Annotated in this window: 21 protein-coding genes; 8 read left to right on the top strand and 13 right to left on the bottom strand. The window is 39.9% G+C overall.

Features of this window, described 5'->3' with window-relative positions; all coding sequences use genetic code 11:
* Positions 1-113 precede the first annotated feature (113 nt).
* Entirely contained in the window at positions 114-938 is an 825-nt protein-coding gene (gene tatC / locus L0B70_RS01135; RefSeq protein WP_235142491.1) for a twin-arginine translocase subunit TatC, read from the top strand.
* Positions 939-1,156: 218 nt separating this feature from the next.
* On the opposite strand, the gene L0B70_RS01140 is transcribed toward tatC, so the two are convergent.
* Positions 1,157-1,582 carry an SRPBCC domain-containing protein gene (locus L0B70_RS01140; protein WP_235142492.1) on the bottom strand — a complete coding sequence of 142 codons (426 nt, stop codon included), beginning with the start codon at positions 1,580-1,582 and terminating at the stop codon, positions 1,157-1,159.
* 187 nt (positions 1,583-1,769) lie between these two features.
* Here L0B70_RS01140 and L0B70_RS01145 point away from each other — a divergent pair, with 187 nt between their 5' ends.
* From L0B70_RS01145 to pcaF, 4 genes are all read left to right on the top strand, one after another.
* A complete protein-coding gene (locus L0B70_RS01145) occupies positions 1,770-2,867 on the top strand; it encodes an MBL fold metallo-hydrolase (protein WP_235142493.1) in 1,098 nt (365 codons plus the stop codon).
* A gap of 112 nt (positions 2,868-2,979) precedes the next feature.
* Positions 2,980-3,744 carry a tryptophan-rich sensory protein gene (locus L0B70_RS01150; protein ID WP_235142494.1) on the top strand — a complete coding sequence of 255 codons (765 nt, stop codon included), beginning with the start codon at positions 2,980-2,982 and terminating at the stop codon, positions 3,742-3,744.
* A gap of 52 nt (positions 3,745-3,796) precedes the next feature.
* On the top strand, positions 3,797-4,801 hold the full coding sequence (locus L0B70_RS01155) for an alpha/beta fold hydrolase (RefSeq protein ID WP_235142495.1): 1,005 nt from the start codon (positions 3,797-3,799) through the stop codon (positions 4,799-4,801).
* A gap of 70 nt (positions 4,802-4,871) precedes the next feature.
* Entirely contained in the window at positions 4,872-6,086 is a 1,215-nt protein-coding gene (gene pcaF / locus L0B70_RS01160; protein ID WP_235142496.1) for a 3-oxoadipyl-CoA thiolase, read from the top strand.
* 80 nt (positions 6,087-6,166) lie between these two features.
* Here the strand turns inward: pcaF and L0B70_RS01165 are convergent, their stop codons facing one another.
* The 10 genes from L0B70_RS01165 to L0B70_RS01205 form a co-directional block, all read right to left on the bottom strand.
* Positions 6,167-6,559, bottom strand: coding sequence for a DUF1398 domain-containing protein (locus tag L0B70_RS01165; RefSeq protein WP_235142497.1), 393 nt, complete (start codon positions 6,557-6,559; stop codon positions 6,167-6,169).
* A gap of 142 nt (positions 6,560-6,701) precedes the next feature.
* Entirely contained in the window at positions 6,702-7,148 is a 447-nt protein-coding gene (locus L0B70_RS01170; protein WP_235142498.1) for a VOC family protein, read from the bottom strand.
* A gap of 79 nt (positions 7,149-7,227) precedes the next feature.
* Positions 7,228-7,683 carry a DUF1569 domain-containing protein gene (locus L0B70_RS01175; RefSeq protein WP_235142499.1) on the bottom strand — a complete coding sequence of 152 codons (456 nt, stop codon included), beginning with the start codon at positions 7,681-7,683 and terminating at the stop codon, positions 7,228-7,230.
* A gap of 49 nt (positions 7,684-7,732) precedes the next feature.
* Positions 7,733-8,293, bottom strand: a complete 561-nt coding sequence (locus L0B70_RS01180; RefSeq protein ID WP_235142500.1) for a Crp/Fnr family transcriptional regulator — start codon at positions 8,291-8,293, stop codon at positions 7,733-7,735.
* A gap of 440 nt (positions 8,294-8,733) precedes the next feature.
* Complete coding sequence (locus L0B70_RS13385) at positions 8,734-9,483, bottom strand: ABC transporter permease (protein WP_260089232.1); 750 nt, start codon at positions 9,481-9,483, stop codon at positions 8,734-8,736.
* Positions 9,480-9,950: an ABC transporter permease gene (locus L0B70_RS13390; protein ID WP_260089233.1), complete on the bottom strand. Its 471-nt coding sequence runs from the start codon at positions 9,948-9,950 to the stop codon at positions 9,480-9,482. Before L0B70_RS13390 ends, L0B70_RS13385 begins: the two co-directional genes overlap by 4 nt.
* Positions 9,951-9,972: 22 nt before the next feature.
* Positions 9,973-10,932 carry an HlyD family secretion protein gene (locus L0B70_RS01190; protein WP_235142501.1) on the bottom strand — a complete coding sequence of 320 codons (960 nt, stop codon included), beginning with the start codon at positions 10,930-10,932 and terminating at the stop codon, positions 9,973-9,975.
* A 249-nt stretch (positions 10,933-11,181) separates the two neighbouring features.
* Positions 11,182-12,651 (bottom strand): TolC family protein, encoded by a 1,470-nt coding sequence (locus L0B70_RS01195; protein ID WP_235142502.1) that lies wholly within the window; start codon positions 12,649-12,651, stop codon positions 11,182-11,184.
* Positions 12,652-12,820: 169 nt separating this feature from the next.
* Positions 12,821-13,729, bottom strand: coding sequence for a T9SS-dependent choice-of-anchor J family protein (locus L0B70_RS01200; RefSeq protein ID WP_235142503.1), 909 nt, complete (start codon positions 13,727-13,729; stop codon positions 12,821-12,823).
* A 403-nt stretch (positions 13,730-14,132) separates the two neighbouring features.
* Positions 14,133-20,018: an alpha-2-macroglobulin gene (locus L0B70_RS01205; RefSeq protein ID WP_235142504.1), complete on the bottom strand. Its 5,886-nt coding sequence runs from the start codon at positions 20,016-20,018 to the stop codon at positions 14,133-14,135.
* Positions 20,019-20,076: 58 nt separating this feature from the next.
* On the opposite strand from L0B70_RS01205, the gene L0B70_RS01210 reads away from it, so the two are divergent.
* The 3 genes from L0B70_RS01210 to L0B70_RS01220 are packed head-to-tail and all read left to right on the top strand — an operon-like array spanning position 20,077 to position 22,231.
* Positions 20,077-20,835, top strand: a complete 759-nt coding sequence (locus L0B70_RS01210; RefSeq protein ID WP_235142505.1) for a hypothetical protein — start codon at positions 20,077-20,079, stop codon at positions 20,833-20,835.
* Between the two features lie 3 nt (positions 20,836-20,838).
* Positions 20,839-21,942, top strand: a complete 1,104-nt coding sequence (recF, locus tag L0B70_RS01215) for a DNA replication/repair protein RecF (RefSeq protein WP_235142506.1) — start codon at positions 20,839-20,841, stop codon at positions 21,940-21,942.
* Positions 21,914-22,231 carry a hypothetical protein gene (locus tag L0B70_RS01220; RefSeq protein WP_235142507.1) on the top strand — a complete coding sequence of 106 codons (318 nt, stop codon included), beginning with the start codon at positions 21,914-21,916 and terminating at the stop codon, positions 22,229-22,231. Before recF ends, L0B70_RS01220 begins: the two co-directional genes overlap by 29 nt.
* On the opposite strand, the gene L0B70_RS01225 is transcribed toward L0B70_RS01220, so the two are convergent.
* Both L0B70_RS01225 and mtgA read right to left on the bottom strand, forming a co-directional pair.
* Positions 22,209-24,245: a site-specific recombinase gene (locus tag L0B70_RS01225; RefSeq protein WP_235142508.1), complete on the bottom strand. Its 2,037-nt coding sequence runs from the start codon at positions 24,243-24,245 to the stop codon at positions 22,209-22,211. The genes L0B70_RS01220 and L0B70_RS01225 overlap by 23 nt on opposite strands.
* 18 nt (positions 24,246-24,263) lie before the next feature.
* Positions 24,264-24,908 carry a monofunctional biosynthetic peptidoglycan transglycosylase gene (mtgA, locus tag L0B70_RS01230; RefSeq protein ID WP_235142509.1) on the bottom strand — a complete coding sequence of 215 codons (645 nt, stop codon included), beginning with the start codon at positions 24,906-24,908 and terminating at the stop codon, positions 24,264-24,266.
* Positions 24,909-24,951: the final 43 nt, after the last annotated feature.

Raw genomic sequence — 24,951 nt, forward strand, 5'->3', positions numbered from 1 at the left:
TACGAAAAATATTGTCGCGCGGTTTCCACCGTTATTTCATAATATTCAGTAATTTCGCAACTTTAAAACCTTTCTGGCAAGGTGTTAAAACATAAACTTTAAACAAAAATTTCGTGGGCGAGAAAGAAGAAATGTCTATTTGGGGACACATTGGCGAGTTGAGAGGTCACTTAATCCGCGCAGTGATAGCGATTATTGTGGGCGGAATTATTGTCGGCTTTAATGTAAACTGGATCATGGACAACATATTTTTCGGTCCTACACGCAACGATTTTTTTACCTTTCGCGTTGTTAATCATTATTCCCGCGAACTAATCGGTCACGACAGCATCACACTGCCCGGGCATTTTGCCGTGCAGCAGAAAAAACTCTTTCAGCAGTTCAACGTCATGATGGCCGTTTCCGTTTTTGGCGGAATGGTGCTTGCCTTTCCCTACATCATTTGGGAATTATGGCGTTTTATTTCGCCCGCGCTCCATCCTAAAGAAAGAAAAAATTCCGTCTTTCTCATCAATTTTGTCTGGATTCTTTTCATGTGCGGAATCTTATGCGGTTACTTTCTAATTTTACCCTTCGCCATCAACTTTGGCTTACTTTTCAAAATATCCGATTCTATTACGCAGCTCTTTGATCTCAGCGACTACACGACATTATTTTTGCAGGTGGTTTTGGGGATGGGCATCGTTTTTCTTTTTCCGGTTATCGTTTATTTCCTTACATCCATCGGAATTTTAACGCCGTTGTTTATGCGCAAGTACCGTCGTCACGCCATTGTTTTAATTATGATTGTCGCCGCGATTATTACGCCTGCCGACGTATTGAGCATGATTATGGCTGCGCTGCCGTTGCTTTTGCTTTATGAATTCAGTATTTTGATGAGTGCGTATACCTTCAAAAAAGTTCAGAAACGAGCAGAAATGCCAGCGGAAAAATTCTAATTTTTAGAAGCAGCAAAAGGGGATTGTCTTTCCAAATTCCGTCCCGCTCTCACTACTCGCTTCCCGAGACAAAAAAATATTTTTTTTGTCCCGGGAGAGCTCAAACAGGCCGTTCGATCGGGGCTAAAACCTGGTTTAGATCTTCTCCGAAAGTTCAAATACCTTTTAGTATAAATTCATTCTAAGCAATATTCCAGGTAATGTAAATGGACAAAACTTTACTTTTCCATATAGTCTTTTAGGCTTCTTCCTAAAATATCATTCCAGCCATTTTCGAAACTTTCCTTTTGGAAATCAGGTCCTAAATGGTTGAAATTTTCCAAACCTTTGTGCGTTAACGTCACCATCGCTCCCTCACCGTCTTTTTCCAGTTCCCATTTAACAATTGATTTCTCTTTCGTAAATTCCGGATAAGTCCAGGTATGTTTCAACTTTTCATTCGGCACAATTTCTAAAATTTCACCGTGATGGTGGTATTTTTTCTCCGTTCCGGGTTCATAAAAATTAAATTCCCGATGGACGCCCAGGTCAAAATCCGAAATATCGAAATACCATTCCTTCATCTGCGCTTTGTCCGTTAAGGCTTTCCAAACCTTTTCCACGGGCGCATTAATTCGTTTTGTAACAGTTACGTTTTCATGCATGATTTTATGTTTTTTGGTTTAAATAAAGTTACCAATTTTTCACTATGCAAGAAAATAGAGCGTTTAATATTTACTTTAAGCCTTTTAAACTACATTTGGAAATGTTAAAAGTAAAATGCTCCTTTAATCGTCTTCCTTTTAAGATCACCTTTAATAACCACCAATTTTGAAACTACCCCTAAAAATTATGATTGTATTTTTGCTTTTGCTCGGCCTGCTTGCAGCGGCAGTTTTCCTCTTTCTCCAACAGCCGCAATTTGGGAAAGCACCCAGCGGACAACGATTGGAGCGCATTAAGAAATCGCCGCACTATCATAAAAACAAATTCGATAATCTCAGTTTCACGCCGCAACTCGCGGAAAACGCTTCTACGCCAGGCGTTATTTTTCGCTTTCTTTTCGAGAAAAGCAAAAACTTAACACCGAAACAGGCTTTCAACTTCGTCAAAACCGATCTGAAAGATTTAGATCCCACGGAAAACATCTACGTTTGGATGGGTCATTCCTCTTACTTCATTCAAATTGATGGTAAAAAAATTCTGGTCGATCCTGTTTTTAACGGGAACGCCTCGCCGCTTTCTTTCACAACAAAAGCTTTCGCCGGCACCGATCTGTATACAGCCGACGATATTCCAGAGCTCGATTACCTCATCATCACGCATGATCATTGGGATCACCTGGATTTTGAAACGGTTAAAAAGCTCGATTATAAAGTTAAAACTGTCATCACTGGTCTGGGAACCGGCGAACATCTGGAATCCTGGAACTACGATCCAAAGAAAATCATCGAACTCGACTGGGGCGAAAATTTTGATTTAGAAAATGGTTTCAAAGTTTATGCAGAAACCGCCCGCCATTTTTCGGGCCGAAGTTTTACACGTAACCAGGCCATCTGGGCAAGTTTTGTTTTCGAAACACCTCAACGCAAAATTTACATCGGCGGCGATTCCGGTTTTGATGATCATTTTGAAAAAATCGGTAAAAAACATGGCGGCTTCGATTTGGCTATTCTGGAAAATGGGCAGTACAACAAGGATTGGCGGTACATTCACATGATGCCGGAAGAATTTTTCGTGGCTGTAAAAAACCTCAGCGCCAAACGCATCATTCCCGTGCACAATTCCAAATTTGCCCTCGCGCTGCACGGCTGGAAAGAAACTTTGGAAAAAATTTCACTCTTAAACGAAAAAGAAAATTTACGGCTGATTACCCCTAAGCCGGGCCAAAAAGTAATGTGGGAAGATGATGCAAAAACCTACGAAAAATGGTGGCAAAATTACGAATGAGGTAAAATTGATAGGGTTGAAAGATCCAGTTTCTTTTTCGGCTTGAAGATTTTCGGCGAAAATTTCCTAACTTCGGTCAAATGAGCGGGGCAAATCCGTGAAAACTTTTAGTATGAAAAAGACCTGTCAAATCGCCAACGGAATCGCTGCGGTTTTCACCATTATATTCAATTACTTAAGCAACACGGGCATTTTTGCGGGGAAAACTATTGGTGATGTCTCAAAGGAGATCGAAAATTTGTTTACGCCTGCGGGTTACGCCTTTTCAATTTGGGGCCTTATATATTTGCTTCTACTGGGCTTTGTTATTTACTCCGGTCGCAGTTTATTTCAACCTAGAAGCACCGAAGCTGATGGATTTGTCGAAAAGATCGGTTGGTGGTTTGTTCTGACCTGCGTCGCCAACTGCGCGTGGATCGTCACGTGGCTTTACGGTTACACGGGCTTTTCCGTGCTTATCATGACCGTATTTCTGGTAGCCTTGCTGAAAATTTTGGTGGAAGCTTTGAAATACAAGTCCGGAGCTGCGCAAAAATGGTTGATCAATATACCCTTTCAAATTTATGCCGGTTGGGTAAGTGTCGCGCTCATCGCGGCAGCCGCGGCATGGCTCACCAAAATTGAGTGGAGCGCCTGGGGAATTTCGGAAATCAGCTGGACGATCATTATGATCTTCATTGCTGTCCTGATCAATTTGTATATGACGTGGAAGAAGGATGCGCCCGTTTTTGCCTTCGCAGCCGTTTGGGCTTTGATTGCAATTGCAGTTGCCAACAAAAGCGGAAGTGACGAAATTTATACCGTGGCACTTTTGTCCGCGGTACTTCTTTTTCTAAGCAGCTGCGTTCATCTTAACAAAAGAAGAACGCTTATTTAAACATTCTTTTCTCCGTTGATAAAATTTGATTTTAAATTTTAAATTATCCAAAATGAAACTCAAAAACATCAAATATCTGTTTATCCTTTTGCTTTCGGTTTCGCTGAATGCACAGGATCTCTCGAAATTAAAACCCTTAGATGCAGAACTTACCACCGTTACGTATCCTTTTCCCGTGACGGTGAAAATGCTAAAAAATCAAGGTCAGGAACTGAAAATGGTTTACATGGATGACCAACCGGAAAAGCCCAATGGAAAAACGGTCGTTCTGCTGCACGGCAAAAACTTTAACGGTTATTATTTTGAGGAAACCGCGAAAGCGTTGCTGAAAGAAGGGTTTCGCGTCATCATGCCGGATCAGATCGGTTTTGGGAAATCTTCCAAACCAAAACAATATCAGTTCAGTTTCCAGCAACTGGCGGAGAACACAAAATCGATTCTGGATGATTTAAAAATTGAAAAATTTATTCTTCTTGGCCATTCGATGGGTGGAATGCTGGCGACGAAAATGGCAGTGATGTATCCGGAAAGTATTGACAAATTAATTCTTGAAAATCCGATTGGACTGGAAGATTACCGCGACTTGTCACCCTATCAAAACATCGATAAACAATATGCGGCAGAACTTAAAAACACCTATCAATCCTATAAAGATTATCAACTTAAATTTTATTACGACGGAAAATGGAAACCCGAATATGAAAAATGGCTTAACCTCGTGGCGGGCTGGACGATCTCTAACGATTTCCCGATCACGGCGTGGGATGCAGCCCTGACTTCAGATATGATTTACACGCAGCCGGTTGTGGATGATTTCGAAAAAATAACAGTTCCTACCCTTTTGATCATCGGAACGCGCGACCGAACGGCGATAGGAAAAGCCAACGCGCCGAAAGACCTGCAGCCGTTGATGGGACTGTATGAAAATTTAGGGAAAGCAACGCAGAAAAAAATTAAGAACTCGAAGCTGGTTGAGCTGGAAAACGTGGGACATTTGCCACACATCGAAGTTTTTGAGCGCTTCATCAGGCCTCTGCTGGAATTTGTGAAAAATTAATCAACCTAAGATTTCCCCGCACGGAAGTCTTTTTTTATTTTCCTAAATTTACGCTTACTAAAAATAAAGAATGAAAAACGCTTATATTATCGACGGAACGCGTTCTGCCATCGGAAATTTTAAAGGAAGCCTGGCTCCCGTTAGACCCGATGACTTAATGGCTTCCGTACTGAAAAGTTTGCTAGAAAAAAATCCAAATTTGCCTTTAGATAAAATCGACGATGTAATTATCGGCTGCGCGAATCAGGCGGGCGAGGATAACAGAAATGTCGCGAGAATGGCATTGCTGCTGGCCGGAATTCCCGTGAATGTGCCGGGCGAAACCGTGAACCGGCTGTGCGCCTCGGGAATGAGTTCCATCGTCCAGGCGATGCGAGCCATTAAATCCGACGAAGGCGATCTTTTTATAGCCGGCGGCGTGGAAGGAATGTCGAGGGCGCCCTATGTGCTTTCAAAATCCGATTCTGCTTTCGGAACCGATTCGAAAATGTTCGACTCCAGTTTCGGCTGGCGGTTTGTAAATCCGGTTATGGAAAAATTATACGGCATTGATGCGATGGGGAAAACCGCAGAAAATCTCGCGGAGAAATACAATATCTCGCGCGAAGAGCAGGATGAGTTTGCTTTAAATTCTCAGATGAAGGCGAAAAAAGCGCAGCAATCCGGACGTCTGGCAGAAGAAATCTCCGATGTGGTTATTCCGCAAAGAAAAGGAGAACCAATCGTGATTAATAAAGATGAATTCATCAAACCGAATTCAACAATAGAAGTTTTGGGCAAATTACGGCCGGCTTTTGTAAAAGAAAACGGTTCGGTAACGGCCGGAAACTCATCCGGATTGAATGACGGCGCGGCGGCAGTGATTATCGCTTCGGACGACGCGGTGAAAAATTACAACCTGAAACCTTTGGCAAAGATCGTCTGCTCCGCGGTAGTAGGCGTGGAACCCAGAATTATGGGAATCGGTCCCGTTGATGCAACCAAATTGGCTTTGAAGAGAGCCGGAATAACATTGGATGATATCGATATTATTGAACTGAACGAAGCTTTTGCGGCACAAAGCATTGCCGTTTTAAAGGAACTCGGCATCGCGAACGACGATCCACGGGTGAATGTGAATGGCGGCGCCATCGCGCTGGGTCATCCGCTTGGAATGAGTGGCACCCGAATTACGTACTCTGCGGCACTGGAACTACAGAAAACCGGAAAGAGATACGCGTTGGCGACGATGTGCATCGGCGTGGGACAAGGTTATGCGGTTATTTTGGAGAATGCAGCATTTTGAATTCGGCGGCGATGACCGCACGGAGGTATAGAAAGGAACCCTTTCAGCCTTTTAAAGGCTGAAAGGGTTTTTTATAACTTTCAAAGAGAAATATCGGGAATTTCTTCCACCAGAATTTTATTTCCTTTCTGATCCAAGTAAGTGCAGGTCATTTTGGTTACATCGACCGTCCAGCGGTCGATTCCATTTTTCGCGCAGTCTTCCCGAAAGGTGGGAAAATCGGTTTCCCCGTTTTGATGCAACTTTAAACGTTGAATAAAACTTTCTGCATGGGTGTTATCCGAAAGAAGGAGATTATTTGTCGCCGCACTGGAAACACTTTCGTTTTCATCATCAAAATAATCGGTGTGACCGTCTGTAACATACGTAATGAAACGCGCCACTCCCAGTAATTTTAAATATTGAATTAACACCACAAATTCATTTCCGCTCTTTTTTTCAGCATGACGAATTTGTTCCAAAGTATATTTCATTGGGTATAATTTTTAATTCCTGCCTCGCCGGACGCGACATAATTCCTGACGTGGAACGACAAAAAAGATCCGTCCACCGACCGTCCGATAACTGCAAACCGGCGATTTCCAAAAAGGCAAGATTCTTATGATTAAAAAAAACTTAGTGCGCCTGAACTTTTGCGGGATCATCATAATTCACCATCCACTTAATGCCAAATTTATCGGTCAACATTCCGAAATATGCACCCCAAAAAGTGTCGCTGAGCGGCATTGTTATTTGTCCGTCTGCCGAAAGTCCGGTGAAAATACGTTCTGCCTCTTCTCTGGAATCGGTGTTAACGGAGAGCGAAAAATTGTTGCCTGCCATGTGGTTTTGTGTTCCCGACATCGTGTCGCTTCCCATTAGAACTGTTTCCGCGGAAATCGGGAGCGTGATGTGCATAATTCGATCTTTCGCCTCTTCCGTTAGAGGGGGCATCCCTTCTTGCGGTGGCATATCGCCGAACCTTCCAACCATGGGAAACTCGCCGCCGAAAACCGATTTGTAAAAATTGAAAGCTGCTTCGCAGGTTCCGTCGAAAGTTAAATACACGTTAACTGTTGCCATTGTATTGTTTTTATAGATTGCTTTTTTTTACTTTCCCCATTCACGATTGCGATGTTTCTGGTCTAAAATTTCAGTAGGTTTAAACACCAAATTGTTCCAAATGATGATTTAAATGCTTCGCAAACATATTATTCCACTCCTGCGCTTTGAGCTTTCTGAAAGAGAAAGATTCCTTTCCCTCAAAAGCTTCGCGACCCAACTGCTGCGTTTTTTGAATGAAACCAATTAAGCGATTTTTTTCGCTCTCGAAATCTTTGGAGTCATGGATGATAAATTGCGGTGCCGTGGGGGAATTTTTGGGATAGGATTTTTCGCCCACAACTTTGGACTTGACAAAAGCTTTTAAAATGAATTTTGCAATGGCGCCGGGCGCTTTGTGTTTTTGCGGTTCGTAAACCATTTCGTAGGTAACGTTGCAGTGTGCCAGCATTTGGCCTACACTCATTTTACCCCACTTACCGGATGTTTCGGGAGTCAACCGGTTTATTCTGTCGATATAATTCTGTGCTTCGCGGGCATTAAAAACGTCTTCCATAGTTTTAATTTTTAACCACAAAAATAGTTTTTTTTAAGGAATTTTTACATTAGATATCACTTCTAATCCGGCTCAGGGTCTCCTGAGAAATACCCAAATAAGATGCGATCATTCCAAGAGGAGCACGCAGAATAATATTTGGATTTTCTTCTAAAAGTTGGGCGTATATTTCTTTCGCGGTCATGTGTTGCAGAGAGTTGACCCGCTTGGACATTTGCGTCATTAAATTCCCCAAAAGGAACCGACTGAAATTTGCGGAGGTCAGGGAAACGGAACACAATTCTTCGAGTTTTTTATAATCACAAAAAGTGATGGTGCTTTCCTCTAAAGTTTCAATATTATAAATGGAAGGAACATTCGCAAAGATAGTGTCGATGCTGCCAAATGATTTTCCTTCCGAATAAAAATTGGTGGTAATGTCTTTTCCTTTTTCGAAATAATAAGTCCGTGCTAAACCGTATTCCATGTAATAAACATTTCGGTTATAGGTATTTTGATGGCTTAATAATTCGCCTTTTGCGAAGGTTTTGGACTGCGTTTCGGTATGGAAAAATTCTTCCGTAACCGCATCTACTTTTATATATTTTGAAATTTGGTCAAGAAGTTTCACGTTATGGAGTTTTTACAAAAATAAAGAAAAGAATATGGAATTGATGATGTTTAGACAATTGGTTCCAGAACAAAATACATTTAAACGCAAAGTGCGCAAAGTTAATTTTTCTTTACGCACAAAAATTGCAGACCCAAGGCGTTACACTCAGCGAAGGCTAGAACTGGAACTGAGTTGAAGAATCTCAAATAGTAAATAATCTTGAAAGAAGCGAAATCTGCAGCCCGACTTGAGTGGAGTTCTTTTTGTGGAACGAAGTGGAACAAAAAAGCGGGAACGGAAGGCGGAAATGTCTGCCATAAAAAACAATATAAAAATAAAAAAGATTCGGCTTTGCCAAATTTCTGCACAAAATTAAAAACAAAAAAAACGTCCGAACCGAAGTCCAGACGTTCTCAACAAACAAACAGTATGAAAACTGTTATGACATTAGTCCGAAATTATTCCTCGGAAGAAATCAATTCTGCTAACACTTCTTTTTCAATATTTTGTGCGATTTTATATTTTTTGAATAGAAAATGGATTTTAATTTTCAAAGCGATCCAGCCGATAATGAAATAAACCCAACCCAAAAACAGCAAGTGAACCAAATATTTTTTCGTCAGAATTGCAGATCCGTTTTGAACAACCATAATTTTCAGCGCTTCTAAATACGGCGTTAAAGGAATAATTGCCGTAAAATTTTTGATAAATTCCGGCATGGCGTAAGTCGGCCACGTAAATCCACTGATGATAAACGCAGGTGACGCGATGACCATTAAGTACTGAGTTGCTTTCAATGCATCCGGAATTACGATACTTACCAAAACGCCCAGATTCGTTGCTGCGACGACAAAAACTGCCGTGATTAGAAAGAAATTCCAGACGTTATCCGGGACGGGAATTTTGAAATAGAGACTGCACAGATAGAAGAAAAGAATATTGAAATTCGCAAAAACCCAGATTGGCAGACATTTTATCGCCATCACGGCTACTGCATATTTTTCCTTACCTGCAAAATCTTTGATGAAGGATTCTCTTTTAAATTCCTCGGAAAATGAAACAGCCATCGCCAATAAAATCACCTGTTGTAACACCACCGCCATCATTGCAGGCCACATAAAAATCAGGTAATTGCTGGTCGTGTTGAAGAGTGTAATATAATTCGCTTTCAAAGGTTCGAACTGGGTTTTCGCCAAATCGGCATTCATTCCTTTTTTTGCAAGGCTTTTATTTCTGCACCGGCCGAAAAAGTTCCCAGAGTTTGCTGAATGGCTTTCGTTGCGAAATTCGCGGTTAAGACGTTTGAAGTGTTCACATAAACATTCACTTCCGGATATTTTTTCTGCAGCATCATGGCTTCGAATCGTTCCGGAATGATGATCACAGCGGCTGCTTCCGTTTTGATAGTTTCATCTTTCAGGTTTGCCGGTTCGTTGATGTAACTTAATATTTTCAAGGCTTTGCTGTCCTGCAACATTTCCAAAATTTGGTCGGATAAAGGCGTGTTGTCGTGATTCACCACGATCACGGGAATGTTTTCCACTTTCCCGGATTGATAGGTAAATCCGATCAATAACGCATAGAAAACCGGCGCTAAAAAGAAAACCGAGATCAAAGTTTTGTTCGTTAAGAACAGGCGGAATTCCCTTTTTAATAAATATCTAATTTGTTTCATTTTGGGACTTTTAGTTAGACAATTACTTTAAAGTCACATTAGAATTCACCAAAATATCTTTAGCTGCCTTCTGATTTTCCGGCACTACTTTGATTTCGTAAATCGCTTCTTCCGGTTCGTAATCAGGGAAAGCGGTCGTTATATCTGCATATTTGGCCAATTGTTTGATGGCGACAATTTTTCCGGTAAATTCTTTTTTGTTGTAGTTCACCAACATTTTCACGGTCATACCTTTTTGATATTTCGAAATTTTACTTTCGGGAATCGTAAATCGGAAATAAGAAGTTTCCGGAATATAACCGGTGAAAAGTGGATAACCAGCCGTCGCCAATTCTCCTTTGTTCAACGCGATGGTTTCAATTTCCATGTCATTGGTAGCGATGATATATTTTTCAGAATTGGCAATATTTGCTTCCTGTAAAGCGCCGGCTGCTTGATTTGCTTGTCCTTGCGCCATTTCAATTTTTTCGTATCGCGTTCCTGATTGTAGATCATGAAGTTCAGCATTCACCGCATCTAACTGCGCTTTTGCACCTTGATATTTTGCAAAATACTCATCGTAATTTTGGGGCGAAAGCAAACTGTCATGATACATGTTTTTTGCTCTGTTAAAAGATTTTTGAGCATATTGAAACTGCTCTTGTAAACCTTTTTGTTTTGCTTTTAACTGACGAAGTTGATCGTTGGTTGCGCCATTTTTCGCCATTTGAACTTGTGCTCTGGCTGCAGAAGTTGCACCTTTTGCCTGCGCAATTTTCGCAGAAACTTCCGGAACATCTAAAATCGCAAGCGTATCGCCAACTTTCACAGTTTGTCCTTCTTCGACTTTAATGGTGAGAATTCTTCCGGTTAATTTTGGCGCGAAGGAAACAATTTCCTTTTTTGTTTTGCCCACAATTTCTCTTTCAGGTTTTGATTCTTTACAGCCCGAAAGTGCGAGAACACTTGCGAAAGCCAAAGAAGTTAATACAGTATTTTTCATTTTGAATGTTTGTTTGTTTGTTTGTTTGTTTGTTTGTTATGATGGATTTAGAAAAACTTACTAAATTTATTTCTACCGCAAAAGAGGCAAAAGTTATGTTTTAATAGAAGTAAATCAATAGTTTGCAAAAGTTGAATATTGTTAATGTTTTACTTTTTGCAGGCTTTTGAAAATCTTTATTTCATCATTTGTCTTTTGTCTCTTTTGCGGTTAAATACTAAAGATTTGTGTTTTAGGAAACCTATTTTATTACAGTTTTTCAATCTGTAAATTCTGCGTCGATTTCATCAGTTCGACAGCGCTTCTTCTTTGATTAAAAATCGCATTCTGATATTCCAGTTCTGCATTTTGTAAATCATTTTCCGCCTCAATTAAAGCAGCAGAAGTTTTGGTTCCATATCGGAATTCTTTTTCTACCTGTTCTAAACCTTGTTTTGCAATTTCACGAGATTTTTCTTTCAATTTAATTTGCGCGTTTGCTATCGTGTAGTTGGTTTGATTGTTGGCTAAATTCAGATTCAGTTTTTTAGAAGCATCACGTTTTTTATTTTCTAAAATTTCCTTTTCAATTTTGGCTTTTTCAACCAGATGCTTTCCTTCATTACCATCAAAAACATCCCATTTAAAACCAACTCCGGCCTGAACCAAAGGCAAAACATTTAAATTTGAGGGATTAAAATCCAGTTTCTTTCCGGAATTTGGCAACAATTCTTTTGACGTTGAAATATTCCCATTAAACAATCCAATATAACTTACGGAAGTTTGCGCCTGAACTTTCGGAACCCACCATCTTTCCTCGGCTTTAATTTTGTAATCGGTGGCTTTGATGCCGTGATCCAAGGCTTGAATCTCTACTCTATTCTCAATATTCTGATCGAGAACTTCATAAGAAATAGTTTGCAATTGTGGCTGAATTAAAGCAATTCGGTCTCTTTCAATTCCGGTTAATATCTCGATCTGGGTAATCAGCAATTCTTTTTTTCCTTCGTATTCTACTATTTTCGAATCCAAAGTTGCTTGCGCCAATTCTATTTTTTTGTGATCGTAAGGCGTAATTAATCCGTAACCTAATGCTTTATCACCCGTTTTTTTATTGATGTCCAAACGTTTTTTTGCTTCATCCAAAACTTTCTTTGATTCCTGAACCAAAGCCATTTGATCATACGCTTTTGAAATTTCGGTAATGATTTCATCCCGGCTTTTCTGCATTAATAAATTTTCAGAAATATTTTTTTCTCTGTTGGCTTCTTTTAGATATTTTACTTTTCCACCAGAATAGAGCAAAACACTTGCTTCGGCTTTTGCCATGGTTGAAATCCCGGAAATATTAAGATTATTTGAAAGTTGACCTTCCGGAATTACAGCGCCCGGAAAAATGGGTGGAAGTGCGGGAAGATTAATTTCCAGTGAATTAAGGCGCGCAGAAGTATAGAGATAACCGGCTTTTCCTGTCACTTCAACTTTCGGAAGAAAAACATCTTTCAGTTTTTGATCATCGAGTTGGGTATATTTATTTTCGAGGGTTTGTTGGGTTAATGTTCCGTCGTTGATTAATGCGGCATTTATTAATTCTTGTAAAGTCGGCGCTTGTTGGGCAGAAAAAACGAGCGGAAGAAAGAGCAGCAATTTGCCCAGATTATTTGTAAAAGTTGTCATTTTCGGCGTCTGTTTGTTTGTGGGTACAAAGGTGCGCATAGTGGGAATCAATTCCTTTGACATTTGTCAAATAAATTATAAATTCCGAGACTTTTTAAAAGTGTCGATCATTATTTCTTTGTAAAATGAAAGGTTCTTGGGAAAAAACGAGCATCTTCTAGGAAACTACAGACTTTTTAAATGCAAAAAAACCGGCCTGAAAGGCCGGTTGTCATTTAGAAATGATAAAGAGTTACTTTTTGATCACCTGCTGGCTATCTGTAGAACCATCTTCATAATTGACTTTTAAAATATAAACACCTTTTGGTTGTTTGGTTAAGTCAACTGCCTGTACGGCTTTTTCCTGCACAATTTTTTTACCGTCAACAGCATAAACGTCAACAGAACTTACTTTTTTGCTGGATTTCAGATTGAACACTCCTGTGGACGGATTCGGGAATACCGCCGTCTTATTTTTTGCAGCAGCGTCGTTCACACCAAGCGTCGTTGCGGTTACTTTAATATCATCTACCATCATCATATAAACGTCGGACGATACATAATGAAGTGCCAAATACACTGCTTTTCCATTGTAGGAAGCAGGAATATCTACGGTTACCTCGGTCCATGCCAACGGAGCGGTTCTTGTGCCGCCAATAAGCTGAAAGCCTGTGGAGTTTGCAGGTGCGCCGGCTGTTCCGTCGTAAATAGCAACCGTGTATTTTTCGAGGCCATAATCATCGGCAAGGGATTTTACCCAGAAACTGAATTTGTTTCCGGTGGCTAAATTTATTTTTGGAAGTACGAGCCAATCGTTGTTCGGCGGCGTGGTAGCAGACCAAAAGGCAAAATACTTCTCGCCGCCATGTGGATCGAAGTTGGAGCTTTCACCGTCGTGCCCATTTTGTACGCCGGCAACGAGTGGGTTGAAAATTTGGCCAACCATTGGTGCGTAGGCATTTGGCCAAGGCAGAACTCCCGGCGTGGCTGTTAGACCGCCAATATAAGTGGCAGAACCGTCGTTATCAAACAATTTGTACTGCCCAATATTGGAAATAATAAAGTCGTCATAGCTTTCGAAGTTATCCTGAAACAGGGTCGTTTGGGCAGAAGCTGCAGAAAACGTGGCAGCGAAAGCTGAAAGAAGTAATAATTTTTTCATAGATGAAATATTTTGATTTATAACAAATCTAAGGAAATTTGTCGGGTACCGCAAGAGGTCAGACCGTGTTTTTCGATAGATTAGGGCGGATTACCATGGTAAAAGTTTCTGGATGTAGTGATCTTTTAGCCGTAAGTTTCCATTTTTGAATACTAATATGTTTACTTTTTGCGGTATTTTACCATATTTCAATTCTTGGCGTATCCCGGACAAGCGATTGCAGTGGAAATCCTTTTTTATTTTTGAAAGGGCAAAGCGCCGGGAAATAAAAAAGATTGCAACGGAAAGCGCGGTCTCGTCCGAAATGCGCCCGGGGAAAGCACAGGAGAATTTCGGACGAGATGGCCCCAAAAAAATCCGCTTCAAACAAATGAAACGGATTTTGTAGAAATATTTGCAAGAGTTATTCTGTTATCGTCACCGTCGTGCCTTTTGTATGCGCGTTCATTTGCGGTGCGTAATAATTTTGCAGCGTCGTAATTCCGTTGCTGAAGGTTCCCGAAGCGTTGCAAATATAATCGTACTCGAAAACGTATTTTCCTTTCGGCATATTTTCGATGTAGAAGTTGGTGGAGGCATCTTTGGTGGATTGATAATACCCTAAGCCACTTTTCCATTCGTACCCGGAAATGACGTTTAGAGGCTCAAATCCCGCGGCGCGCATGTCTTTCAGATGAATGAACTCCATGTTTCTGTCCGTGTTCAGAATCATTCTCACGGTCACTTTATCGCCGACTTTGAGCGGCATTGCGGCGGTAATTTTTTGGAGTTCCTCACCATTGACGGTTTTTACTTTCCGGTAAAGTTCTTTCGTAATCGAAATATACGATTCGGAAGATTTTATTTTGTCCAGATCTTCGTAATACTGCCAGAATAATCCGCCCTGGATAATGCCGGGACCGGGTTTTGTGACGGTAACAGTACCGAGGTTTTTATCGATTTTGTCGGATTTTATAGTTTGTTTAATGTAGCCGGTCGCCTTCTGCTCCCTCTCCTTTGGAGAGGGCTGGGGTGAAGATCCCCAAATAATCGTGGCCTGATCCGATTCATTGGAAGTCCAGGATTTCCCGGAATTTAAAATCGTAAAAATCACTTCCGCCGTTCCGCGCGAACTTCCCCAGGAATTAACTTCTTTCTGCGTGATGAGCCAGATCTTCATTTCCTCGATCATTTTTTCATCTTTTGGCGTTAATTTGTTGAAGGCTTCCAAAGCTCCGGCATGATTCACGGTTTTGGAATTGTACCAACCCCAATCGTTCAGGTTTTGTTTCCAGTAAATACCCTGAGTTTCGGATTCAATAGAAGTTTCTTTTAAATAAGTCATTAGCTTTTTAGAAACGGCAGGAAGTTTATAATCATCGAAAAGCAACGCAGCACGATGCAAACCGAAAAAGGTAAAATCGGTGATTTTCGCGGTTGGCGCTTTTTTAATGACCAATGTTTTCAGCTGAGCTCCTTTTCCTTTTAAAGAAAAGTCTTTTTCCCAATAATGACGAGTGTCGAGATAGTCGAGAACATAATTATTCCAAACATATTCCTTCTTCACATCCCAATATTTATGAACTTCTGAATCCACATAATTAATCAGTTTTGAAACCATTTCTTTCTGTTCCGAAGACTGATAATCTGCCACATCTCCTTTCAGCCATTCATTGATCTTTCCTAATGATTTCAATATGTACAGCGAGTTGTAGTAAGAACTCGGATAACCTTGATACCAAGAAAATCCGCCATCCGGATTTTGCAGTTTCTGTAATACGCTCCAATCTTCATTAATGGAATTTCGCATCGTATTCGCATCAAACAATCTGGCGAGTTTTTCCATTTGTTCGGTTTCATTCTTACTTTCCAAAACCCAAGGCGTTTCTTCCAAAAGCAATTGTTTCAGTTCCTGATTTTTCTCCAGATTAGATTTTAACAAACCTTTCGATTGATATTCTTCAAAAACGGTTTTCAATTTCGGGTTGGCTTTAAAAATTTCAGATGCCAAAACATCAGCAAACCATTTATTGAAAACCACATCCGCAGAATTGTTCGTGTCATTTTTTAAACTTGGCAAAGCGAACATAATTTCCCAGATCGGATTCGTCGTCAATTCCAAAGTATTGGAAAAGTTGGTCGCGGTTGTCGATATATTTTTTGCTAAATTTTCTAACGTAAAAGTTTTGGTTTGACCCTCTTTCACAAAGATCGGAACGGCGTCTGTCACCAACATTCGGTTCGGTAAAACCGCGATTGCTCTTTGTTCACCATCCGAAAAAGAAGAAACTTCGCTGGAAGTCCCCTCTCCCCGGGAGAGGGGATTTAGGGGTGAGGACTTTGCCACAACCTTAATAATAATGGAAGAAACATCATTTGGAACTTTCACTTTCCACGTAATCACAGAATTTCCATTTTCTTTTAATTCGAAAGATTTTTGAGTTTCATTTAAATTGAATTTGCTGGAAATATCTTCGTTTGTAAACGCATCTAAAATCTGCAGTTGCGCAGTTCCGCTTATTTTTTTATCGACCAAACTCGAAAGTTTTGATTGCAAATTCAGTTCATCACCTTCCCGCAAAAACCTCGGATAATTAGGCGTCACTGAAAATTCTTTTTGGGTAATCACGGATTTTTCTAAAGTTGCAGCACGCGCATCTTTCGTATGTGCCAAAAACATGAGTTTCCATTGCGTTAAAGCTTCCGGAGACGTAAATTCAAAAGAAACATTGCCGTCTTTGTCAGTCATTAAATTTGGATAGAAAAATGCAGTTTCGTTAAGATTTTGACGAACCGGGATCTTGTCTAAATCCTGTTCTGATTTTTTCGGTGAATTAACCACGCCGCTTATAGTTTCAAGTTGTTTTGAAACTGGCGGTGGTGCACTTTCTGCCATTACAGCATCAGCCATTACTTCCCGTTTTGCTGAAGCGTATCCTCGAATCATCATCTGATTTCCATAAATTCCACCATCAAACCAACTGAATTCTGGAATGTTAACATTTTTCTGTCTTAAATATTGAACTCTTTTGCTGTAATTTTCCTGCGACAAACCTTCATTAATTCCATAATAATTCATAATGAAATATATTTGATAGATTTTTTGAAAAGAATAAGAATTACCGGCAAACTGATCCAAAGATTTATCATACATGTTCGCTAAAACTTCCGCGTTGATCTTTTCTTTATCTTCGCCTAAAACTTTAACCGTCCACTTTTCTTTTTTCCCCGGTTCAAGTTTATCCCGGAAAGTCACGGTTTCTATGCGTAAAGGTTTTTTGTCGGAAGCAATATTTAAATTGATGTTTTCGGTCTGTACGTCATTAAATGCGACGATTTGAAACTGCAGATTAATCTGATCAATGCGTTCATCTTTCGGAAATGCAATTTCGTACTCTAAAACGCCGTTCTTCAGCTTTTTCTCTTCCGTTTTGGTTTCGCCATTTCCGGTTTGAACATAAATTTTCACCAAAGCCTCCGGAATTGCGGAATACACGTAAATTTCCGCTTTTTCATTTCGCGTATATTCAGTTTTTGAACTGAGGACTTTCAGGAAAGGTTTTTGAGAATCGGTCAGGAATCTTTTATCATAAACGGCGAAAGTTTTTTCGGTTTTAATGGTGTCTTTTCCTTCGATGTTAAAGAGTTCGAGTTTGTAATTTCCGGCAGCGAGTTTTCCAAGATTGAGAGATTCTTCATTTTTTTGCACTCCGTTCAAAATGACAGATTGAACTTTTAAATCTTTTTCCTCTTTTGAAAAATAATCATGCGGAAACTTTTGCACGAATTCGGCTTTTGAAAACTTCGGCAGATCCTGAATCTGATTTTCAAAATTCGTACGGAAAATTCTTTCTTTTGGCTGAAGTTTCGAAAGTGTGACCTGATAAGATTTCTTTAGATTCTGGTCGCTGTAATTTTTGGTTTCGACTTTAAATTTAATGGGTTCATCAGTAAAAGTATCTTTGATGTCATCGGTTTTAATGTAATGCGAAACGGAAGCGACTTTCACATTTTCCGTTGCAGTTTGTGTTTCGCCATTAATGTCCGTTACCGAAGCATTGATCTGATAATTATCGATCTGAATTCCTTCTAAAGTTTCATCTTTTTTCAAATCAATTTTAATGGTAAATTCGCCTTTTTCATTGGTTTTCACTTCTCCTAAAATAGAGTTTTCGTTGTCATTTCCGCGTGGATACCACCAAAAATATCTCCACCGAATATTCTGTTTTTTAATTTCATAATTCACGGTTGCATTACTCAAAGCCACGCCGGAAAACATCATGGCTTTTCCTTTCATTTCAATGGTTTCGCCGTACTTGTATTCCGATTTAATGGCTTCAAAAGTCACCTCAAATTTTGGTCGTTTGTATTCTTCAACGTGAAAATATTTCGTCGCATCGTCGTCTAAACCATCGGAATCCACTTCCAAAGAAAATTCGCCGTTAAGTTTTCCATTAGGCAAAGTGAAACTTCCGTTGTAAGAGCCAAATTCATTCGTCGTGAATTTTTGGGACAAAATTTCTTCGCCATTTGCATCATTTAAAGTAATGGTTTGCGAAATGCCGGCGGCCACCGATTCTTTATCCATCATCATTTTTGTATTGATGACTTTAAAATAAACTATTTGCCCGGGACGGTAAATACCGCGATCGATAAAGATTTGCGCACGGTTCGACTCCAGACTTTTTAAGGGTTCGGAATAATTGCTGTTGCCATAAACCTGCATCAAATTATAGTCATTTGTTGCGGGCTGCTGCACGAGATAAGTACGGTAATATCCGGCGTTTTTGGAAACCGGAAATTTAAAAAGTGCAGATTGATCGGTTTTAGCGGTATATGTTTTCGCTGTTTTTCGATCTGCCAGTTCAAATATTTTTAAATTTTCACTTGAGACTGATTTGCCGTTTTCCCGATTCACCAAATGCAACTGGTTCTCAATCGGCTGCCGGTCGTCCTTTTTATTGAAGATAATTCGTGAATTCGTGGCGATAAAATAAAAATTCTCCTGAATCGCATTTTCTACGATATATTCCACGAGATAAATCCCCGATGGAAGTGGTTTTATCTCCAAAGAAGTTTTGTGCGTTTTATAATCCTTTAAATCCTGAAGATCGAAAGTCTCTTTCCGAACCAGCGATTTTTTCACGGCGGAAAAAAGTGTTTTCTCGTACGGGTTCGCCACGTATTTCAGGAAATTCTGCTCCTCGCCTTTCACTTCGTAAATATTCAGGGAAAATTTCGACACATTTTTTGCATCTGCAACGACATGAATGGGAAGATTCGACTGCGTGTGCGTTTCGTAATGAATCGTCAGATTTGGGTTCGTAATTGAGTTTTCCTGATTGGTAATATTGTTCAGAAATTTAGATTTCGGAAATTCCTTCTTTGCGCGGTACGCCCACATCAAAGCAGTTTTAAAGTCTTCTTTTTCAGTATAAATAGCGATGATGTCTTCGATGATCTTCACTTTATAATCACCATCGTTACTTTGATCTTCTACGAGTTTTTGCAGTTGTTCCAGGCGGTTTTTGCAGTTGATAAACGCACATTCATCATTGAGTTTTTGATGCTGAAAATAAAGTTTTGCGTTTCCGCTGTTTTTTGAAATGATTTTGTTGTACAACATCGAAATCTTGAGCTGATTAACTTTTAATTCATTCGGCGTGAAAAGCTGAATATTACTTAGGAAATTGATTTCCTTCATCGCATCCCAGTCGAATAAGGTGGGGAAATACTCCAAATCTTCTGTTCGGTCGAAAATTGCTATGTATTTCGACATTTGAATTTTTTGCAACGCTGCCGCTTTTAAATCTAAATCGAAAAAATGTTTTGTTAAGTAGTTTTTAAAATCCAGTTTCGACCACGTTTCGATTTCCGTGAAGTCTTCTCCGTTAGAGAGCGTTTGAGTGCGGATATTTATGCGCTGATTAATCCGCCAGTGATTTTGACTGTAATAGTCGTTGAAAAATTCGCCCAACAAAACCTCATACAGCAACTTATCGTCGCCTTTCAATTGAGATTCCACACCGCTTAACTTCTTGAAAAACTTGCTCCCAGCATCATTTTTCGTGTCGTCCTGTGTTCGGTTTACAATACTGAATTCCGCCTTGAGGGATCGAATGAGCTGAACCGCGTTGTCTTCTTTCATAGCGTGGTTTTGGATTTCTAAAATTAAAGGGAGATTGGATTTGAATTTTCCGGTTTTATAGTTTTCGGCGACTTTCTTCCACTGCTCGTCGTAATATTTTTGCGCGAAAATGGTGGTACAGGCAAAGAACAAAAAGAGGATGGCAAAAATTTTATTTTTCATAGATTTGTTTTCTCGTTAAAAACCTCGGAGGTTTTGACAGCCACTGAGGTTTGTTGTTATGAACAGCTTAAATTTACTAAAAAAATACATCATCGACAGCCAGATTTTCGTTTCCGTGATGGGAACTTTTTTTGCTGTCTTTTTTATGTTTGAGCAGGACACCATCAAAACTCCGACCATCGCCCTGATTTTTATAACGTATTTTAGCGGTTACCTCTACACGAAATATCAAAATACGGGGAAACTCTTTTATAAAATTCTAATTTTTAATACGGTTTCGGGAATTATTTCTGTTTTGTTGATCATTAATAATCATAATGAATACCGGCTGTTAAAGTGGTTCATCATCGTGGTTCTGGGGCTTTTATACGACAGTTCTTTTCTGAAATTTTTTGTGCGTAAAATTCCGCTCTTTAAAATATTTTACGTCGGATTGACCTGGGCTTTAATTAATTCGTGGCTGATCTTACCGGAATTTAATTCGGAAATCTTTTGGATCAGTTGGCTTTTTATCACGGCGCTGGTTTTACCCTTCGATATTCGCGACATGGAATCCGATACCGTGGTAACTTTTCCGCGGTTAATTGGCGTTCAGAACACGAAATACTTCGCTTATCTGCTGGTTTTTATCAGTTTAATGCTTTCCGTCCTTTATTTAAAAACGCCTTTTTCAACTGCCTTTTTCATCACCTCAATTTTTACGTTCTTCCTTATTTATTTCTCCGACAATTCCAACAAAGATTCTTATTTTTCTTTTTGGGTCGAAGGTTGTTCGGGTCTGCCGTTTTTAATTATCATTTTAATGAAGTATTTTTGACGAATGATTATCCGAAAGCTCTCGCTCCTCAATTTTAAAAACCACGATGAAAGAAATTTCGATTTTTCTCCGCAGATCAATTGTTTCGTGGGGAATAATGGCGTGGGAAAAACCAATATTTTAGATGCGCTGCACTATTTATCGGTGGCGAAAAGCTTTCTCGGAAATACCGATTTAAATAACATCAAAGAGAACGAAGATTTTTTCACGGTTGAAGGCCATATTTTCAACGGGGAAAAAGTGGATATTATTAAAGTTCAGCAACCGAAAGACACGAAGAAAATCCTCAAGAAAAACGATAAATCGTACGATCGAATTGCGGATCACATCGGCTTTTTGCCCAGCGTGATTATTTCGCCCTACGATTCCAATTTAATTTCGGACTCCGGGGAAAGCCGGCGGAAATTTCTGGATTCGATGATTTCCCAAACCGATTCCGATTATCTTTTTAATTTAATTCAGTACCAAAAAACAGTGCAGCAGCGGAATGCGCTGTTGAAAAGTTTCGCAAAAAACCGCTATTTCGACGGCGATAATCTGGAAATTTACAACGAACCTCTAATTAAATTCGGCACCAAAATTTTTCTGAAACGACAGAAATTTACGAATTCTATTTTGCCTTTAATTCAAAGTTATTACGAAATCATCTCGAAAGGCAACGAAAAAGTAACAGTCAATTATCAGTCGGATCTGCAGGAAGAATTTGATGAAAATCAGCCCGATCAAAAATTCAGGAATCTTCTCAACCAAAATCTGGATAGAGACCGCATGCTTACTTACACTTCGAAAGGCGTTCACAAAGACGATCTTCTATTTGAGATGAACGGAAATTCCCTTAAAAAAATAGGCAGTCAGGGACAGCAAAAATCTTTTTTAATCGCGTTGAAGCTTTCGCAAATGAACAGAATTAAAGAACTGACGGGAAAAACGCCCATTCTTTTGCTCGATGATATTTTCGATAAATTAGACGATTCCAGAGTTTCGCAACTCATCGAACTGGTGAATCAGGAACATTTCGGACAAATATTTATCACGGATACGAGTAAAGAACGCACGGAAAATGTGGTGAAAAGAATTAATGAAGAAAGTAAGATATTTGAATTGTGATGAAAAAAAAAGGGAATTTCAATCTTCCGAACTCGTGAAATCTTTCGCGCACCTTTATGGTTTCGAAGATAAATTACTGGCTTTCGAAGTGAAGGATTTTTTGCACGATTATCTGAACGATGCACTTTTCAACGAAATCGAATCGGTAAATCTCAACAGAAAAGTTTTAGAAATAAAAATAAAATCGCCGTTGCTGAAGAACGACTTCCGAATGCGGAAGACTTTTTTTCTTAATAAATTTAAAGAACAATTCCCGGACGCGGATTTTAGCGATCTTCAGATTTTGTAATTACCGTATTGTCCACCATTTCCTTCGTGCTGATATCTAAAGTTTGGGACCGAATAGGCAGAAAAAAGCGGAACGGATTCTTCAGGAAATACCGGAAAATTTCTTTGTAAATTTCTTGCACTTCCCCAAAGTTCACCTTCCGCGAGCGGAAAGCGAGGATCATCGACAAACCAAAACTGACGGCGAAATTAAAAAATCCGATGATAAAAACCGTCGTAACCGAAATCCAAACCGTGTACGGATCGACCTCAAAACCTTTTCCGTAAAAACCTAACGCGATATTTCCTGCCGCAAAAGTAATGTGGCGAATATCGAGATCGAGGCCCAAAAACAACCCAATCGGACCAGTGACGCCCAGGAAAACCCCAAACCATAAATTCGACATAATCCCAGGCCAGTTTCGCGCGTAATACCCGGAAATCCTTTTCGCAGTCTGTTTGCCTAAAAAATAATTCAGAAAAGGGTTTTTCGCAATTCTTTTCGGAATGTGGTAAAAGACAGAACTGTTCGCAACATTTCCGGAGATAATACCGGAAATAAAAAGAAAAAATCCCGCGATACAGGCGTGCAGAATGGCTTTCGACTGAAAGGGATTATGATCCATTAGAAGTTTTGTTGATCTTTCGGCGGCAAAATTCTGCTGAAACAAAACATCCAGACCATAAATCAACGCTAAAGCCACCGGGAAAGCCAGGGCCACATTTCCCATGAACGCAATAAATTGTGTCCGGAATAGCTTGGAAACCAAATGCGCAAAATCGACATAATTTTTCTGCGTGTTCTCGCCCTCCGAAAGCACTTTCGCCATCGTGGCGGCAGTCATCGCCGGCTGTTTCGTTGCCAGCGTAAAATTCATCAGATAAATCATGATGAAGCCCATCGCGTAATTGAAAGAATACAAAATTGCATGAGAAAAGTCGCTGCCTTCCAAAGAGCCGAAAAACAGTTTCAGGACGACCAAACATCCCACGATTATCCCGCCACCACTCGCTTTCAAAAACATTTTCAGATAATCTCTGCGTGTAGAAGTGATGTAATGCGTGCCGGTTTCCGCCGTGTGGTTTGTAATAAGGTGCGACATTAATGTGGTGCTGTCTAAAACGAGATCCCGGATATTTGTTTTGTGTGATTTATATTCCAAAATATCGAAGAAGAGCTGCTTGCATTTCACAACCACATCTTCTTCCGCATCAATTACCATCACCGCCAAAATCTTGTTCATACGGTCCAGCTGCTGCCGTATCTTAATTAACGATTGATTAATCTTACCCGAAATGCCGTATTTCGCGGAATTTTTAAAGGCTAAATTCACGAAATCCAAACCTTGCTGCAGATAAACTTTGATCTGTTTATAATGCACATCTTTGGACGTGAGCGTGAAGTCCGGATTGGTTTTGTAATTTTCGTTCAGGATGTCGAGTTCGTTTTGAAGCGCTAAAAACGGATTGTCAAAATTGCGGTATTCCGGCGCCATGTTCACCACTTCCACATCCATAGCATTTCCGATAATGCGCCACGCCAAGATATTCATTGAAAAAAGAAGTTCTAACTTCACTTCCGGATTCATGATGAAATCATCGATGCCGAGCAATTGGAAAAACTCCGTCAGCTCTTCGTCAGGAATGTTTTTAAAATAATTGAGATCTCTCACGGGCCGTACGGAGGCTGTATCTACCAAAAACCAGATCGTGTTTTCGTTTTCGACGGCAGGCAAAATTTTGTTGAGAAGCCGTTTTTTAAATTCGGCAAAGAAAGCATTCTCCGATAAAATATTGGCTTCGGTAAGGGATAAATTGAAAGGTTTTCCGCCAAAAATATTTTTAATGTAGTAGCCGAAATTCTGCGTGAGGGATTCGTTTTCCCGCAAAAAGCGAAGAATATTTCCAAAGTCACTTTCGTGCAGATTCCGGATCAGTTCAGAAAGGGGCTCCAGCGATTTCGTCTCGTTTCGGAAACTGAAATACTGGGAAAGTACTGCGGTAAAACCTGCCTTTTTTCGGGTGCTGAATGCCATAATTGCGACAAAGATAATTTATTTCATTGTCACATTGTTCATTTGGCGCAAAATCCAGTTGTGCTTTTTATTCAGGTAAGGCGTGGGATTTTTGGGGTCGTATTTTTGGGGATTTGGCAAGATGGTCGCAATCCACGCCGCCTCGCTTTTCGTCAGGTTTTTGGAACTTTTGTTGAAATAATATTCTGAGGCCGCTTCTACGCCGAAAACGCCGCGACCCATTTCGATGGAATTTAAATAGCGTTCTAAAATAACATCTTTACCCCAAACCAACTCGATAATAAACGTATAAAAAGCTTCCAAACCTTTACGGAGGTAACTTCTGCCCTGCCATAGAAAAATATTTTTGGCCGTTTGCTGAGAAATCGTACTGCCGCCGCGCAGTTTTTTGCCTTTCTCGTTGCTTTTCATGGCTTTTTGGATGGCTTTATAATCGAAACCGTTGTGGTTGTAAAAGCTTTGATCTTCGGCGGCGATGACGGCTTTTTTCACGTTGGTTCCCATTTCGTCGTAAGAAATATAATCTCTTTTCAGCTTTCCGTATTCCATTAAACCGCCAATCTGCGTAAGTGTAACGGGCGGATTAAAAAATTTCCCCCACACAATAAAAAGAATATTGGCCAGAATAACAATATAAATAAGCTTTTTAATTTTCTTCCACATAATTGGAGCAAGGTTGATTTTGAGGTGCAAAAATAGAAATATA

It is taken from the genome of Kaistella sp. 97-N-M2, assembly GCF_021513235.1.
GTDB lineage: Bacteria > Bacteroidota > Bacteroidia > Flavobacteriales > Weeksellaceae > Kaistella.